13 protein-coding genes are annotated in these 15,556 nt (G+C 60.3%); 4 read left to right on the forward strand and 9 right to left on the reverse strand.

The window, feature by feature from the left end:
- Positions 1 to 6 precede the first annotated feature (6 nt).
- On the reverse strand, positions 7 to 1,179 hold the full coding sequence (locus tag KHQ24_RS08205) for a MalY/PatB family protein (protein WP_211777218.1): 1,173 nt from the start codon (positions 1,177 to 1,179) through the stop codon (positions 7 to 9).
- Positions 1,180 to 1,231: 52 nt separating this feature from the next.
- Positions 1,232 to 2,824, reverse strand: coding sequence for a maltose/glucose-specific PTS transporter subunit IIBC (gene malX, locus KHQ24_RS08210; RefSeq protein WP_032455950.1), 1,593 nt, complete (start codon positions 2,822 to 2,824; stop codon positions 1,232 to 1,234).
- 173 nt (positions 2,825 to 2,997) lie between these two features.
- On the opposite strand from malX, the gene KHQ24_RS08215 reads away from it, so the two are divergent.
- Positions 2,998 to 4,026, forward strand: coding sequence for a Mal regulon transcriptional regulator MalI (locus tag KHQ24_RS08215; RefSeq protein WP_032455951.1), 1,029 nt, complete (start codon positions 2,998 to 3,000; stop codon positions 4,024 to 4,026).
- A gap of 39 nt (positions 4,027 to 4,065) precedes the next feature.
- Here KHQ24_RS08215 and KHQ24_RS08220 read toward each other — a convergent pair whose 3' ends face one another.
- Together KHQ24_RS08220 and manA are read right to left on the reverse strand one after the other, a co-directional pair.
- Positions 4,066 to 5,625, reverse strand: a complete 1,560-nt coding sequence (locus tag KHQ24_RS08220; protein WP_211777219.1) for a YdgA family protein — start codon at positions 5,623 to 5,625, stop codon at positions 4,066 to 4,068.
- An 86-nt stretch (positions 5,626 to 5,711) separates the two neighbouring features.
- Positions 5,712 to 6,890 carry a mannose-6-phosphate isomerase gene (gene manA / locus KHQ24_RS08225; protein ID WP_004204108.1) on the reverse strand — a complete coding sequence of 393 codons (1,179 nt, stop codon included), beginning with the start codon at positions 6,888 to 6,890 and terminating at the stop codon, positions 5,712 to 5,714.
- Positions 6,891 to 7,090: 200 nt separating this feature from the next.
- On the opposite strand from manA, the gene fumA reads away from it, so the two are divergent.
- The gene (gene fumA / locus KHQ24_RS08230; protein ID WP_023318141.1) at positions 7,091 to 8,737 is read left to right on the forward strand and encodes a class I fumarate hydratase FumA; all 1,647 of its coding nucleotides are present in this window, start codon (positions 7,091 to 7,093) and stop codon (positions 8,735 to 8,737) included.
- 338 nt (positions 8,738 to 9,075) lie between these two features.
- The gene (fumC, locus tag KHQ24_RS08235) at positions 9,076 to 10,476 is read left to right on the forward strand and encodes a class II fumarate hydratase (protein ID WP_004887066.1); all 1,401 of its coding nucleotides are present in this window, start codon (positions 9,076 to 9,078) and stop codon (positions 10,474 to 10,476) included.
- Here fumC and tus read toward each other — a convergent pair.
- The 4 genes from tus to rstA form a co-directional block, all read right to left on the reverse strand.
- Complete coding sequence (tus, locus tag KHQ24_RS08240; RefSeq protein ID WP_017898702.1) at positions 10,466 to 11,398, reverse strand: DNA replication terminus site-binding protein; 933 nt, start codon at positions 11,396 to 11,398, stop codon at positions 10,466 to 10,468. The genes fumC and tus overlap by 11 nt on opposite strands.
- 75 nt (positions 11,399 to 11,473) lie before the next feature.
- Entirely contained in the window at positions 11,474 to 12,775 is a 1,302-nt protein-coding gene (gene rstB, locus KHQ24_RS08245; protein ID WP_043523136.1) for a two-component system sensor histidine kinase RstB, read from the reverse strand.
- Positions 12,776 to 13,038: 263 nt separating this feature from the next.
- Complete coding sequence (locus KHQ24_RS08250; RefSeq protein WP_004887058.1) at positions 13,039 to 13,401, reverse strand: hypothetical protein; 363 nt, start codon at positions 13,399 to 13,401, stop codon at positions 13,039 to 13,041.
- Between the two features lie 232 nt (positions 13,402 to 13,633).
- The gene (gene rstA / locus KHQ24_RS08255; RefSeq protein ID WP_004887056.1) at positions 13,634 to 14,350 is read right to left on the reverse strand and encodes a two-component system response regulator RstA; all 717 of its coding nucleotides are present in this window, start codon (positions 14,348 to 14,350) and stop codon (positions 13,634 to 13,636) included.
- Positions 14,351 to 14,478: 128 nt separating this feature from the next.
- Between rstA and KHQ24_RS08260 the strand changes: the two genes are divergently transcribed.
- Positions 14,479 to 14,814: a GlpM family protein gene (locus KHQ24_RS08260; protein WP_043523134.1), complete on the forward strand. Its 336-nt coding sequence runs from the start codon at positions 14,479 to 14,481 to the stop codon at positions 14,812 to 14,814.
- Here the strand turns inward: KHQ24_RS08260 and folM are convergent.
- A complete protein-coding gene (folM, locus tag KHQ24_RS08265; RefSeq protein WP_043523132.1) occupies positions 14,811 to 15,533 on the reverse strand; it encodes a dihydromonapterin reductase in 723 nt (240 codons plus the stop codon). The genes KHQ24_RS08260 and folM overlap by 4 nt on opposite strands.
- Between the last annotated feature and the right edge of the window lie 23 nt (positions 15,534 to 15,556).

A 15,556-nucleotide genomic window follows, 5' to 3' on the forward strand; every position in this document is an offset into this window, starting at 1 on the left:
CGCGCGTCAACTGAGGCTGCGCAGGGCGGCTATCAGCCCTGCGACACCGCGCTCCAGCTTCTCGCGTGGACAGCCGACGTTGAGGCGCAGAAAGCCATTGCCTTCGTGACCATAGGTATATCCCGGCATAATCGCCACCTTCTGCCCGGCGATCAGCACCTGCTGCAGTGCGCGGTCGTCAATGTTGAGGGGGCGCAGGTCGATCCACGCCAGGTAGGTGGCCTCCGGCGGCTGCCAGCGCAGCGCAGGAAAGGCGCGATTGAGCGTATCAGCCACAAAGCGCAGGTTCTCCTGCAGGTAGTCGCGCAGGGCGTCGAGCCAGGGCGCCCCATCGCGGTAGGCGGCGATATGAGCCACCAGCGCCGGCACCGAGGGCGACGAGAGTCCGTCCCGCGCTTTCAGCGCCTGCAGATAGCTGTCGCGGCAGTTTGCCTCGGGGATAAAGCCATAGGCCCCGGTAAAGGCCGGAATATTGAAGCTCTTTGATCCGGAGGTGAACAGCGCCCACGGCCCCTGAGCCACCTCGCTCCACGGGATATGACGGTGGTCGCCCCAGGTCATGTCCATATGAATTTCGTCGCTAATCACCCTGACGCCATGCTTTTGGCACAGCGCCGCCATGGTCTGGAGCTCCTCGCGGCGCCAGACTTTGCCCGTTGGGTTGTGCGGGCTGCAGAGCAGCAGCAGGGTATTCTTCGGCTCCGCCAGCGCCGCTTCCAGGCGCGCCATATCGCAGTGCCAGTGATTGTTCGTCAGGGTCAGTGGCACCGGGGCGATCTGTCGGCGGTTAGCGGTGATAGTGTTATAGAACGCATCGTAGGCGGGAGTATGGACGACGACGCCGTCGCCTTCTTGCGACCACTGGCGGATGGTTTCCGCCACCATATAAATAACCGACGGTCCGTAAACCACCGTTTGCGGATCGATGACGCTGTGAAAGCGGCTGGCGTACCAGTGGGCAATCGCCCCGAGAAACGCCTCGTTCTGCCAGCGGCTGTAGCCGAACACGCCGTGGGCCAGCCGCCGGCTGACGGCGTCGAGAATGCAGGGCGCGGTGGCGAAATCCATATCGGAGATGGTGAACGGCAGCAGGTCGGGGACGCCAAAGCGGTCTGCGACATAGTCCCACTGCGTGCACCAGGTGCCGTGGCGGTCGATGGGTATGGAAAAATCAAACATCGGAACTTCCTCAGCAAGGGTCCCCTTCCGTGCCGGAAGGGGACCGGTGAGATCAGGCCTGAACGGTATTCATCAGCGTGGCCATTTCATCTTTTACCGACTGCACCTGCGGGCCAATCACCACCTGCAGATTATGCTGGTTGAGCTGAACCACCCCGATGGCGCGGTGGGCTTTCAGCGCGGCAGCGTCCACTTTGCTCATATCTTGTACCGACAGACGCAGACGGGTAATGCAGTTATCCAGCGAGACAATGTTGTCGGCGCCGCCGAGGGCCGCCAGAATCGCCGGCACGTTATACCCGGATTTACCAATGGTGCCAGCGACCGCTTTCTCCACGCTGGCGGCGGTGTCGATATCGCGGCCCGGCGTTTTCAGATTGAAGCGGGTGATGGCGAAGCGGAAGATGGCATAGTAGGCCGCAAACCAGATTGCCGCCACCACCGGCACCAGATACCACTTGGTCGCCAGACCATGCAGGATGCCAAACACCACGAAGTCGATAATATTGCCGTCGGTGTTGCCGATGGTGACGCCGAGCACCGCCATGATGGTAAAGCCGAGACCGGTCAGCAGGGCGTGGATGACATACAGGACCGGCGCCACGAACAGGAACAGGAACTCCAGCGGCTCGGTGGTGCCGCCCACCACGCAGGCGATCACCCCGGAGATCAGCAGGCCTTTAATTTTATGCCGGTTTTCCGGACGGGCGCAGTGGTACATCGCCAGCGCGGCGCCCGGCAGACCGCCGAGGAAGGCTGGCATCTTACCCTGCGACAGGAAGCGGGTGGCGCTTTCGGCGAAGCCGTGGGTGGTCGGGCAGCTCAGCTGCGCCTGGAAGATGGTCAGCGCGCCGCTGACGCTGTGGCCGCAGACGTCGAGGGTGCCGCCGGCTTCCGTGAAGCGGATCAGCGCCACCAGGATGTGGTGCAGGCCAAACGGCAGCAGCAGTCGCTCGCCGGTGCCGAAGATCATCGGCCCAAAATCGCCGGCGCTATTGATCATCTTCCCGAGGGCGTTGATCCCCATGGCGAAGACCGGCCACACCAGCGGGATCGCCAGCCCGACCAGACCCAGCACCACAGTGGTGACGATCGGCACGAAGCGGGTGCCGCCGAAGAAGGCCAGGGCGTCCGGCAGGCGAATGTTGTGAAAGCGCTCATGCAGCAGCCAGACGATAATCCCGGCGATAACCGCCCCGAGGATCCCGGTATCGATCGATGGAATACCGATGATGTTCTGGATATTGTTGGCCTTAAGGATCGAGGCGTCGGTGGTGGGCAGAATGCCTTTCGCCGTCAGCCAGAAGTTGACCGCCAGGTTCATGACCGCGTAGCCGACAAAACCGGCGAAGGCGGCGACGCCTTTGTTCTCCCGCGCCAGCCCCAACGGGATGGCGATACAGAACATCACCGGCAGGAAGCTGAAGGCAAAGGAGCCGACTTTGCTCATCCAGATAAAGATGGCCTGCAGCAGCGGCATATCCAGCCACGGCAGCAGGGTCAAAACATCGTGACTGCTTAACGAGCTGCCGATCCCCAGCATGATCCCGCAAAACGAGAGCAACGCCACGGGCAGCATAAAGGTTTTTCCCAGCTGCTGGAAAAATTCCCACAAGGTGATTTTTGGTGCGGTTTTCGCCGTCATAGCACGGTTCCTGATTCTCAAGTGGTCGGGAAGAACTAACGCCACGGCAAGATAAAACGTTTTACCACTTTTTAGTGCGATAAAAATCACATATTCAAGCGATAATAAGGTTTATAAAGATCGCACAATGATAAAACGTTTTATCGACAGGCAAGGGAGTCAGCCAGCAGGTTATGGCAATCGCAAAAAAGATCACCATCAATGATGTAGCGCTGGCCGCCGGCGTCTCCGTGAGCACCGTTTCGCTGGTGCTGAGCGGCAAAGGGCGCATCTCCAGCGCCACCGGCGAGCGGGTTAATCAGGCCATCGAGCAGCTGGGATTTGTGCGCAACCGTCAGGCCGCCTCGCTGCGCGGCGGACAGAGCGGGGTGATTGGCCTTATCGTCAGCGATCTCTCTAAACCGTTCTATGCCGAGTTAACCGCCGGCCTCACCGATGCCCTGGAGAGGCAGGGGAAAATGGTGTTTCTCACCCAGGGGGGACGCAGCGGCGAGAAGATGGCACAGCGGTTTGATACGCTGGCGGCGCAGGGGGTGGACGGGGTGATCATCGCCGGGGCCATCGACCGGGGCAGCGAGCTGCGCGAGCGGGCGGCGGAGGCGAGGGTGCCGCTGGTGTTCGCTTCCCGCGCCAGCTACCTCGACGATGTCGACCTGATCCGCCCGGACAACATGCAGGCGGCGCAGCTGGTGACCGAGCATCTGATCCGCCGCGGCCATCAGCGGATCGCCTGGCTTGGCGGCCAGAGCTCGTCGCTGACCCGCGCCGAGCGGGTCGGCGGCTATTGCGCCACCTTGCTGAAATACGGTCTGCCGTTTCACAGCGAATGGGTGCTGGAGTGCGAGTCGAGCCAGAAGCAGGCGGCGGAGGCGATGACCGCGCTGCTGGGGCAAAATCCGACCATCACCGCGGTGGTGTGCTACAACAACGTGGTGGCGACCGGCGCGTGGTTCGGTCTGCTGCGGGCTGGAAGGCAGAGCGGGGAAGATGGCGTCGACAGCTACTTCGAGCAGCGGGTGGCGCTGGCGGCGTTCGCCGATGTGCCCGAGGCCGCGCTTGACGACCTGCCGCTCACCTGGGTCACTACCCCGGCGCGCGAGATGGGCAAAACGCTGGCGGAGTCGATGCTGCGGCGGCTGGAGGAGGGCGCGGGCGAGACGCGAAACCAGATCATGCCCCCGCGGCTGGTGACGAGAAAATGACGGAGACGGCGCGCGGTGGCCGTCTCCTGAGCCGATACGTTACGGCTGCGGGGCGGCGTCGTCCTGCTGAGGCGCGGCGTCATCCTGCTGCGGCTGGCCGTCCTGCGGCGCGCCGTCCGGTAGCGAAGGCGCTTCCAGACCAAACATCGCGGCAAAATCCTCCAGCGGCATTTTCTGGCCGTTCAGCGTCACCTGGCCGTTCGCGTACTGCAGGCTGCTGCTGATGGCATTATCTTCCATGGTGGTGATGCGGAACATCTGGCCCATCGCCGCCAGGCCTTTGACCTGCTGATCGGCGAGTTTGGCGGCGTCGGCTGGCTGGTAGCCTTCCAGACCGGCGATCTTAGTCATAAACTCCGTCGCCATATCCACCGGGATCACCACTTTGCCGTCAAGGGACTGCACCACGCGATCCAGGCTGTCCGCCAGCGTCTGCGGCGGAGCGGTCACCTGGGCCGGATCTTTCAGCAGAACCGAGAGGTTGAGGGTGCTTTCGCCTTTGGCGTTGCGCCAGCTCAGCGGGGAGATGGTCACCGACGGATTGCCCTTAAGCAGGATCGGCAGCGCATTGAACAGGGTTTCGGTAAGCGCCTGCTGGTACAGCTCCGGGTTCTGCGCCAGCTCTGGCTTCGCCAGCAGCGCCTGAGACTGCGCGCTGTACTGCTGGCTGAACTGGTGCCACGCCTGACCGTCGACGTTATCCACTTTCAGCGTCAGTTTGCCGCTGCCCATATCCTGACCCTGCAGCTTAAGGCTGTTGACGGTGTAGTTCACCTGGCTGTTCACGCCTTTGCCGTCCTTGGTCAACGTCGAGCCGCCGTCCAGCGCCATGCCGTCAACCAGCGCCAGCTCTTTGCCTTCGACGCTGATGGCCAGCTTATCGAGGGTCATTTTTTGCTGGCCGATACGCTCGTTGAAGCTGGCCAGCTCGGTGGCGCCGTCGGTGGTCAGGTTGACGAAGCGCAGTTGCACCTTCTGGTTATATTCGTTGAGGGCATCGATCTGACCGCTGCCGGCCTGGCCCTTCAGGCTGATGTTTTTGCCGTCGCGGTCGGCGTCGAGCTGGAACTGGCCGCCGCTGAAGGTGACTTTCTCATCCCCTTTGGCGTAGTCGAGGGCATTGAGAACGATCGCCGACTGGCTGTCGCCGCTGTAGGCGATGCGCGTATCAACGGTGAAGGGGGTAGTGCCTTTGGCTATCTCGAACAATGCCTGGCTGGCGTCGTTTTTCACCAGCGTGGTGTGGACCGAAGCCATCGCCGGAGCCAGATTAAAGGTTTTTAACGAGGCCAGCGGGAAGGGGCCGTGATCGACCACCTCGTCAAGCACCACGCTCTGTCCGGCGGCCAGCCAGCCGTTAGCCTGACCGGCGATGGGCTTCACCACCAGCTGCAGATGGCTGCTGAACAGCCCGCGCTGGTAGTCCTGATAGCTCAGCTCCAGACCTGACTCCGGCGCGCTGCTGCGTAGCTGTGCGTTAGTCTGCTGCACCATATCGGCAATTCGGCCTTCCAGCTGTTTACCGGTGTACCAGGCGCCGCCTGTCCATACCACGCCCAGCGCCACGATGATTCCTGCTGCGACCAGCGATTTTTTCATAGCATTTGTCCATAAATGAAGCCAGGCGGAGAGACCGCCTGGCTGAGTTGTCATAATCAGTAAGCGAGACCTGAAAGGTCAGTCGTTTACTGGAGCTTATTGAACACGCGCGCCACGCGGCCATGGCCGCTGACCTGCACCGGCGATTCATTGGCGGCCACAAAGGCCGATTCGCCCGGCTTGAGGGTCAGGCTCTGGTCGCCTTTGCGCAGCACGGCTTCGCCGTCGACGCAGAAAACGATCGCCGCGCTCGCCTGGGCCAGATCGCTGGCCTCGGTGGAGAGATCGTGCAGCGAGAAGGCAAAATCTTCCACCGGGATCGGGAAGTCCAGTTCCGCGCCGTGGCGCTGCGGCTGGGTCAGCAGCTCACCCGCCGGTTTAGCCTCGAACTTAACGTTGGCCACCAGCTCAGGGATATCAATGTACTTCGGCGTCAGGCCGGCGCGGAGCACGTTATCCGAGTTGGCCATCACCTCCAGCGCTACCCCTTGCAGATAAGCGTGCGGCGTTTCGGCAAACAGGAACATCGCTTCGCCAGGATTCAACTTCACCACGTTCAGCAGCAGTGGGGAGAAGAGGCCGCTGTCGTCGGGATAGAATTCCGCGATCAGGCGGATGGTTTGCCACGGTTCGCCCTGCTCACGGTCCAGCACCTCGCGCAGCGCCTGCAGCGCCTGGGCTTTTTCCTCGCCCTGCATATTCAGCAGGCTGGCAAACAGCTGGCTCAGGCGAGTCGCGTCCGGCTGCTGCAGGAAGGCGCCGATCGCCGGGTGTGCGTTGGCCACCGGCTGCAGCAGGCTGACAATTTCGCTGAACTCGCGAAACGCGTTCATCGCCAGGAACGGGGTCAGGGCGAAAACCAGCTCCGGCTTGTGGTTCGGATCTTTGTAGTTACGTTCGGCGGCGGAGAGGGGGATGCCGGCGGCGTTCTCGCGGGCGAAACCCTCTTCGGAGGCCTGCTTGTTAGGATGGACCTGAATGGAGAGAGGCTGCGCGGCGCACAGCACTTTAAACAGGAACGGCAGCTCACCGAAGCGTTGCGCCACTTTTTCGCCGAGCAGGGCGGCTTTATCCGCGTCAATCACCTCGCGCAGCGAACGCGGCTGGCCATCGGCCGTCAGGACCTGCGAGCTGCTCTTCGGATGCGCCCCCATCCACAGCTCTGCCATCGGCTGGTTGTCCGGGTTGGCGATGCCATACAGTTCAGTTAAGGCGGTGTGGCTTCCCCAGGCATAGTTCTGTACGGCGTTGATCAGCTTTTGCATTCTCATTCCCTGTATCAATCAAATTAAAATTATCGCCCTATTAAACCAGCAAACGCTGGAGAAGCAACTGCTGAAAGAAAAAGTCGTCCCTGTCTCAGTTTTTGTTAAAAAATTGTGTAAGATTGATCGACTCGCTTTTCTACAGGCACATGGAGTCCCTGCCTGAAACATAATCAGCCAAAGCAGTAAGTGAGAGTACAATGTCGAATAAACCGTTTGTTTACCAGGATCCTTTTCCCCTCAAAAAGGATGACACCGAGTATTATCTCCTCAGCAGTGATTACGTCTCCGTCGCCGAATTTGCCGGCCAGGAAGTGCTAAAAGTTGACCCTCAGGCGCTGACCCTTCTGGCGCAACATGCCTTCCACGACGCCTCCTTTATGCTTCGCCCGGCGCATCAGCAGCAGGTGGCGGATATCCTGAACGACCCGGAAGCCAGCGAAAACGACAAATACGTCGCCCTGCAGTTCCTGCGCAACTCCGATATCGCCGCCAAAGGCATTCTGCCCACCTGTCAGGACACCGGCACCGCGATCATCATGGGTAAAAAAGGCCAGCGCGTCTGGACCGGCGGAGGCGATGAGGCCGCCCTGGCGCAGGGGGTGTACAACACCTATATCCAGGACAACCTGCGCTATTCGCAGAACGCCCCGCTGGATATGTATAAAGAGGTTAACACCGGCACCAACCTGCCGGCGCAGATTGACCTCTATGCTACCGATGGCGATGAGTATAAATTCCTCTGCATCGCCAAGGGCGGCGGCTCGGCTAACAAAACCTATCTGTACCAGGAAACCAAAGCGCTGATCACCCCGGCGAAGCTGAAAAACTATCTGGTCGAGAAGATGCGCACCCTGGGGACCGCCGCTTGTCCGCCGTACCATATCGCCTTTGTCATCGGCGGGACTTCGGCGGAAGCGACGCTGAAAACCGTCAAGCTGGCCTCCACCAAATACTACGATGGCCTGCCGACCGAAGGTAACGAACATGGGCAGGCTTTCCGCGACGTGCAACTGGAGCAAGAACTGCTGCTGGAAGCGCAGAACCTCGGCCTCGGCGCGCAGTTCGGCGGCAAATATTTCGCCCACGATATCCGCGTGATCCGTCTGCCGCGTCACGGCGCTTCCTGCCCGGTAGGGATGGGCGTCTCCTGTTCCGCCGACCGCAACATCAAAGCCAAAATCAACCGCGACGGCATCTGGATTGAGAAGCTGGAGAGCAATCCGGGGAAATATATCCCTGAGCATCTGCGCCAGGCTGGGGAAGGCGAAGCGGTGAAAGTGAATCTTAACCAGCCGATGAGCGAGATCCTGGCGCTGCTGTCGCAGTACCCGGTGTCCACGCGTCTGTCGCTGAGCGGCACTATTATCGTGGCCCGCGATATCGCCCACGCCAAGCTGAAAGAGCTTATTGATAATGGCGAAGCCCTGCCGCAGTACGTCAAAGATCACCCGATCTACTACGCCGGCCCGGCCAAGACGCCGGACGGTTACGCCTCCGGCTCCCTCGGCCCGACTACCGCAGGGCGCATGGACTCTTACGTCGATCTGCTGCAGTCGCACGGCGCGAGCAAGATCATGCTGGCGAAAGGCAACCGCAGCCAGCAGGTCACCGACGCCTGCCACAAGCACGGCGGCTTCTACCTCGGCAGCATCGGCGGCCCGGCGGCGGTACTGGCTCAGCAGAGCATCCGCAGCCTTGAGTGCGTGGCGTATCCGGAACTGGGGATGGAGGCTATCTGGAAAATCGACGTGGAAGACTTCCCGGCGTTTATTCTCGTCGATGATAAAGGCAACGACTTCTTCCAGCAGATCCAGACATCGCAGTGCGCCCGCTGCGTGAAGTAAACCTGGCCGCCCTTCGGGGCGGCTATGGCCGATGACAAACCGGTTTTCGTTATTGTGATCGCCTTTCTGCCGGGTGGCGGCTTCCGCCTTACCCGGCCTACGAAAAACAGCAATATTAAACAGTTAGGCAATTCTCTGTAGGCCCGTGCAAGCGCAGCGCCGCCGGGCAATCCCGACGATTACATTTTGTCAGCGGTCTGGGCCGCCCTTCGGGGCGGTTTTTTTATGCCGCTCCGCGGCACGAACCACCAAAACAACTTTTCAATCTGGCCAATACTTACTCTTTTAAGCAGGTGAGCTTTGTCGCTATGACGCACTTTTCATCCAAGGAGAAAGTAATGACAACGCATCGCAGTGAAAAAGACTCGATGGGCGCCATCGACGTCCCGGCCGATAAACTCTGGGGCGCCCAGACCCAGCGTTCTCTGGAGCATTTCCGCATCTCGACCGAAAAAATGCCCGGAGAACTGATATACGCCCTCGCGCTGACCAAGCGGGCGGCGGCGAAGGTCAATCAGGATCTTGGCCTGCTGACGCCGGAGAAAGCCGGGGCGATCGTCGCCGCCGCTGACGAAGTGCTGGCCGGAAAACACCCCCAGGAGTTCCCGCTGGCTATCTGGCAGACCGGTTCCGGCACCCAGAGCAATATGAATATGAACGAGGTGCTGGCCAACCGCGCCAGTGAACTGCTCGGCGGTGAGCGGGGGATGGCGCGAAAAATCCACCCCAATGACGATGTCAATAAAAGCCAAAGCTCGAATGATGTGTTCCCCACCGCCATGCACGTCGCGGCGCTGATTGCCCTGCGGGAAAAATTGCTCCCGCCGCTGCAGGCGCTGCGGGCCACGCTCAACGAAAAAGCGGTGGCCTTCAGGGATATCGTTAAGATCGGTCGCACCCATCTGCAGGACGCCACGCCGCTCACCTTAGGCCAGGAAATCTCCGGTTGGGTGGCGATGCTGGACCATAACCTGAAGCATCTTGACGCCAGCCAGCCGCATCTCGCCGAGCTGGCGCTGGGCGGGACGGCGGTGGGTACCGGGCTGAATACCCATCCGGAATATGCCGTGCGGGTGGCGGCCGAACTGGCCTCGCTCAGCGGACAGCCGTTTGTCACCGCGCCGAACAAATTCGAAGCGCTGGCCACCGTCGATGCCCTGGTCCATGCCCACGGCGCGCTGAAAGGTCTGGCGGCCTCGCTGATGAAAATCGCTAACGATGTCCGCTGGCTGGCCTCCGGGCCGCGCTGCGGGATTGGGGAAATCGCCATCCCGGAAAACGAGCCCGGGTCATCGATTATGCCCGGCAAGGTCAACCCGACGCAGTGCGAAGCCCTGACCATGGTCTGCTGCCAGGTGATGGGTAACGATGTGGCAGTGAATATCGGCGGCGCCTCGGGTAACTTCGAGCTCAACGTCTATCGGCCGATGGTCATTCACAACTTCCTGCAGTCGGTGCGTCTGCTGGCGGACGGCATGGCGAGCTTTAACGAGCACTGTGCGGTGGGGATTGAGCCGAATCGCGAGCGGATCAACCAGCTGCTCAACGAGTCGCTGATGCTGGTGACCGCGCTGAATACCCATATCGGCTATGATAAAGCGGCGGAGATCGCCAAAAAAGCGCACCATGAGGGGCTGACCCTGAAGGCCTCGGCGCTGGCGCTGGGCTACCTGACGGAAGCCGAATTCGACAGCTGGGTGCGCCCGGAGCTGATGGTCGGCAGCCTGGCTACTCGCTAGCCAGCCAGAGGTGCAGGCGAGGGATCAGTAATCTCAGCGACTGCGCCTCCGGTTTGTAGCGGTATTGCACGTTGTCGGCATCGTAGTTGAGCAATTCGCCAATATCCGGCACGCTGACCCCCTGGCTGCCGGATATCAGGGCGATCAGCGGGCTGGGGCAGGCGTACTGCACCTGTTTCTGCTCGCTGGCATACCAGACGCGGGCAATCGGCTGTACTTTCACCGGCCGTTTAATTTTCAGCCGCGCCCGCTGCGGCAGGGCGGCGATATCCTGATACTCCCTCTCCAGTTTGCTCTGCCACTGCTCGCGGGTCCAGGGCGGCACCGCCCGCGGCGATTGCAGGCTTTTCTCCAGCATCATCAACACCTGGTCGCGGGTCAGGTTTTTGATCACGTGCTTATTGGCCCAACCGAAGCGGATAGTGCTCGGGTCGAGAAGGGGCGTTAGCGTGCGATAGGCGCTGAGGGTAATTAATCCAGGCAAATGGCGATGCACCCACTCAAAGCGGGCGGTGGGGGGCAGGCCAGAGTCGACGGTGACGATTTTCTCGAAGGTGGCCTTAAGGGTGTTGATCTGCTGAATGCGCGCCAGCAGCGCCTGCTGTTCCGCGGCGGTGACCTGCAGGCAGATAGCACCCGGCAGGCGGACGGCGGCTTTGCTGCTGCGGGTTTCCGATTGCTGCTGGATAAACAGATGGCCATAGTGTCGCAGGGCGAGATCCAGCGCCGCCTCCCCGGTGTGCTGGACGACAGTAATGTTCGCCAGCGGGTCATGCTCGGCATCTTTACTGATTGCCGGCAGCTCAAACACCCGGCCCGCCAGCAGTCGACAGGTCGTTAACGCCTGGCGCAGCGCCTGCAGCTCCAGCTCGATCTGGCGAAAGGTATCATTCAGACGTTCAACGAGGTCGTAGCTGGCCATCGCATTCACCTTAGTTACAACATACTATTCGATTTTTACAGCATACCCAGCCCGCGGCCGCTGTGCAACTTTTATTCAGGCAGAGGTAAAATCGGGCAACTGATGATAGACCGGCCAGCTAAAGCAGAAGCGGGCGCCGCCGAGAGGACTGGCCTCGCAGCGAACCTCGCCCCCCATCGCCTGGGCGATACTGTGGACGATGGCCAGGCCGAGGCCGCAGCCTCCGGTCGCCCGATCGCGGCTGGGGTCAAGACGAACAAAAGGCTCGAACACCCGCTCGCGCTCCTCGGGGGCAATGCCCGGGCCGTCATCATCGACCTGCAACGACGCGCGGGCACCCTGCAGGGTCAGGCTGACCGCCACCCGCTGACTGCTGTAGCGCAGGGCGTTATTCACCAGATTATCCAGCACCCGCTCCATCAACCGCATATCCAGCGCGCCATAGTTGCCGCGGGTCAGCGTCGCCAGGCCGACCTCTCGCTGCGGGTTGACCATCTGGATATCCTCGACGTGGTCGCTGATCCAGGCGGGAAAATCGGGGGTGGTCAGGCTGAGCTCCGTCTGCGGGCGGTCGAGACGGGCGTAGGTCAGGAGCTCTTCAATGAGCGCCTCCAGTTGGCCGATATCACGGTTCAGCGCCTGCGATTCCGCCTCGGTGAGGTTTTCGCTCATCTCCAGACGGTAGCGCAGGCGCACCAGAGGCGTCCTGAGCTCATGGGCGATGCCGTCAATCAGCTGCTTTTTGCTGGCAATGAGGGCGTTAATGTTGTCGGCCATCTGGTTAAAGGCCACCCCGAGCCGCTCAAAGCTGGACATGCTGTCAAAATGAATACGCTCGCTGAGGTGGCCTTCGCCAAAGCGCTGGGCGGCGGTCTCAATGCGCAGCATGTCCTGCCAGTGCGGACGCATCCAGATAAACACCGGGAAGGCCAGCGAGATAGCGATAAACGCCATCAGCGCCACGTCCAGCAGGCGCATTTCATGCAGAAAATAGAGATAGGGTACCGGGCCCACGGATAACACATAGTGGCTGCGGGGGATGCGCTGGATAAAGGTGTACTGGTCGTCGAGCGCAACAATATCCCCAGCGCGCAGGTGCTGCATCGAGCTTTCCGACAATTTAAATTTGCTCATCGGCTCGATGTGCAGGTCGAACGACAGATTAAGGTCCAGCTCTTTAAGCGTCTTGCTCCAGTCGCGAGGCGGAATTTCCCGCAGCTCGCTGCGCATCAGATACAGTGAGCTTTTCATCAGATCGTCAAGCGACTGCCTTCCGGCGCGTTCAGCGGTAAATTTATAGACCAGGCCCACCAGCATGGTCATCACCAGAAAGCAGACGAAGAGCAGAAGATAGAACTGCACGAACAGCTTTTTCATTACATTACCGCATATTCAAAAAGAGAAACCTGCCGGCGCCCCGGACCATCTGCAGGGCAGGGCGAAAACGTCACGGATTTACCGGGGCGAGCCGAAGCCCGCGCGGGCATAACCGATACGCTATCAAAGCAGGGTTTATGCCCCCTGACAATAGCCAGCCGGGGGGAGCGACGTCGTTAAAAATGTGACAGTGTCACTCATTGCGGGCTTACGTCTGCATGAGGCCAGGATTGTGGCCAGCGTATTCTGCGCGCCGCTGGGCGCTACTCGCGATAGTAGGGTATATCCACCGGATAGAGGGTGGCCAGGCTCAGCAGCCGACAGCGCACCAGCTGTTCTGCTTCGGCATACCAGTAAGCAAATTCGCCGGTGGTCTGGTGGTAAATCATCTGATCAAGATTAGCAAACGGGATCACCAGCAGCGGCCCCTGGCGCACGTATCCGCCGCCGGTTTCGAAATGGTGATCTCCCCAGGATTGCTGGGTATGTTGATAGCGGTGAAGAAGCACCTTAATCTGCCCGCGCTGTGGACAGAGGAGCCGGATATCGGCGTTGTCGAGAGAAAAAGCCCAGCCAGAGAGTGACGTGAAGAGAGTAAGTGCCAAAAGTACAACGTATTTCATCATGCAAAAGTCCTGTGTTTTCAGGCTTTATGCCACTCTGACAACGCTAAGTCCTTGAGCACAATCATATTGAGGGGTTATGTGATGGGCTTCTGTACGGCGAAACATATTGATTTACTCAATATGACAAATGGGCGGCGGTCAGCCAGCGCGAAGGTGGCGAAAAAATGCGATGCGCTTGCCGCCGGGGAACAGGCGGTGAAACGGGCCCCTTTCAGGGCCGCAGACTGACCGCTCAGTTATCCCAGGCGTGGGGGGCGAAGAGGTAGCCTTTGTTGCGTACCGTCTTAATCCGGTAGGGTTCGGTGGCGTTGTCGAGCAGTTTTTTGCGCAGGCGCGAGATAGCGACGTCAACGCTGCGATCCATCCCGTCGTAGGTGACGCCGCGTAAATTTTTCAGCAAGGCGTCGCGGTCCATAATCTGCCCGGCGTGGGTGGCCAGTTCCCACAGCAGGTCGAAATCGGCGGTGGACAGGGCGATGCTTTCTCCGCCGAGCAGCACCTGGCGGTTGACCGGGTCAATGGTCAGTGAGCCAAAGGAGATGGTCTTGTGCGGGGTCAGCGTCGAAGGCGCGCCTGTACCCGCCGGGGCGATATGCTGGCGCAAATGCAGACGCAGTCGCGCCAGCAGCACCGCCGGCGGTGTGGTCTTCAGGATATAATCGCTGGCACCCATCTCCAGGGAGAGGATATGGTTCATATCGCTGTCGAGCGAGGTCAGCAGAACAATCGGCCCTTGCCATTGCCCACGCAGATCGCGACAGAGGGTCATTCCGTCCTTGCCGGGCAGCATAATGTCCAGCAGCACGAGGTCCGGTTTCTCCCGCGCGATCACTTCCTCTGCGCGGTCGCCGCGAGGCTCGACCACCACCTCCATATCATGCTTGCCGAGATAGGCGGCGATCAGCGCTCCTACCTCAGGATCATCCTCAACAAAAACGATTTTATTCATGTCTATTGCACATCAGTAAAAGAAGTAACATACACCGCGGCTATTTTACCCGCCATTCCTGTTTTATAAACAGCGCTAATTCCGCTATGCTGCGCTAACTTGTTGATTCATTGTTAAGGCATATGGACATGGGGCTGTTACTCAAAGGGCTGCTGGGCGCGCTGGTGGTGGTGCTGATTGGCGTGCTGGCGAAAACCAAAAACTACGCCATCGCCGGGCTTATTCCGCTGTTTCCCACCTTTGCGCTCATCGCCCACTATATTGTTGCCAGCGAGCGTGGTATTGAAGCCCTGCGCGCCACTATCGTGTTCGGCATGTGGTCGATCGTTCCCTATTTTATCTATCTGCTGTCGCTGTGGTACTTCACCGGCATCATGCGCCTGCCGTTAGCGCTGGCAGGCGCAGTGGGGTGCTGGGGGCTGTGCGCCTGGCTGTTGATTGTTGGCTGGAGCCGCTTCCACTAACGCAGAGGGCGACCGCCGTCGACGGCGTATGACCGGCCGGTCACGTAGCGGCTGGTAAACAGATAGTCGATAAGGTCGCTGATCTCTTTCTCGCCCGGGGCGATTTTCATCAGCGATTTATCCAGCGCCTGCTGACGATAGGCCTCGTCGTCACCTTCATTGAACATGATCAGCGACGGGGCTATAGCGTTGACTTTGATCTCCGGCGCCAGCTTGCGGGCGAAGGAGCGGGTCATGTTGTCCAGCGCGGCCTTGCTGGCGGCGTAGGCGATATGTTTATCGCTCCCGCGCTCCACCACGTAATCGGTGATATGGATAATGTCGCTGGCGGCATGGCCGTGGCCGCGCAGGAGTTCTTCCAGCGCGTGGTTGAGCAGATAGGGGGCATGGACGTGGATCTGCATCATGCGGTTGATCACCGTGCTGAGCGGTACTCCCGGCTTCTCCGCCATCCAGTCGCTGGCGTTGTGGATGATGGCCCGCAGGCCGCTGGTATGCGATTTAACCGCTTCGGCAAAGGTCAGAATGCCGTCATCGCTGCTGAAGTCGGCCTGCAGACAGAGAGCGCCTGCCTGGCGCAGGTCATCGATCGCCGGATAGGGCGTGCGATAGCTGACGATGACCGGCTGATGTTGCTGCAGAAAATGGTGCGCCAGCGCGAGGCCGATGCGGCGGCCTCCTCCTGTGATCAGAACCGGGCGGGGCTGTATTTCAGCCATGGGTATCTCCTTTGATTTAGGCG

Source organism: Klebsiella sp. 54, from assembly GCF_018223875.1.
Lineage (GTDB): Bacteria > Pseudomonadota > Gammaproteobacteria > Enterobacterales > Enterobacteriaceae > Klebsiella > Klebsiella quasipneumoniae.

What these genes read in the sequence shown, in the direction of transcription:
- KHQ24_RS08205 (WP_211777218.1), bottom strand. Translation starts at nt 1,179, where the DNA reads ATGTTTGATTTTTCCATACCCATCGACCGCCACGGCACCTGGTGCACG.
- malX (WP_032455950.1), bottom strand. Translation starts at nt 2,824, where the DNA reads ATGACGGCGAAAACCGCACCAAAAATCACCTTGTGGGAATTTTTCCAG.
- KHQ24_RS08215 (WP_032455951.1), top strand. Translation starts at nt 2,998, where the DNA reads ATGGCAATCGCAAAAAAGATCACCATCAATGATGTAGCGCTGGCCGCC.
- KHQ24_RS08220 (WP_211777219.1), bottom strand. Translation starts at nt 5,625, where the DNA reads ATGAAAAAATCGCTGGTCGCAGCAGGAATCATCGTGGCGCTGGGCGTG.
- manA (WP_004204108.1), bottom strand. Translation starts at nt 6,890, where the DNA reads ATGCAAAAGCTGATCAACGCCGTACAGAACTATGCCTGGGGAAGCCAC.
- fumA (WP_023318141.1), top strand. Translation starts at nt 7,091, where the DNA reads ATGTCGAATAAACCGTTTGTTTACCAGGATCCTTTTCCCCTCAAAAAG.
- fumC (WP_004887066.1), top strand. Translation starts at nt 9,076, where the DNA reads ATGACAACGCATCGCAGTGAAAAAGACTCGATGGGCGCCATCGACGTC.
- tus (WP_017898702.1), bottom strand. Translation starts at nt 11,398, where the DNA reads ATGGCCAGCTACGACCTCGTTGAACGTCTGAATGATACCTTTCGCCAG.
- rstB (WP_043523136.1), bottom strand. Translation starts at nt 12,775, where the DNA reads ATGAAAAAGCTGTTCGTGCAGTTCTATCTTCTGCTCTTCGTCTGCTTT.
- KHQ24_RS08250 (WP_004887058.1), bottom strand. Translation starts at nt 13,401, where the DNA reads ATGATGAAATACGTTGTACTTTTGGCACTTACTCTCTTCACGTCACTC.
- rstA (WP_004887056.1), bottom strand. Translation starts at nt 14,350, where the DNA reads ATGAATAAAATCGTTTTTGTTGAGGATGATCCTGAGGTAGGAGCGCTG.
- KHQ24_RS08260 (WP_043523134.1), top strand. Translation starts at nt 14,479, where the DNA reads ATGGGGCTGTTACTCAAAGGGCTGCTGGGCGCGCTGGTGGTGGTGCTG.
- folM (WP_043523132.1), bottom strand. Translation starts at nt 15,533, where the DNA reads ATGGCTGAAATACAGCCCCGCCCGGTTCTGATCACAGGAGGAGGCCGC.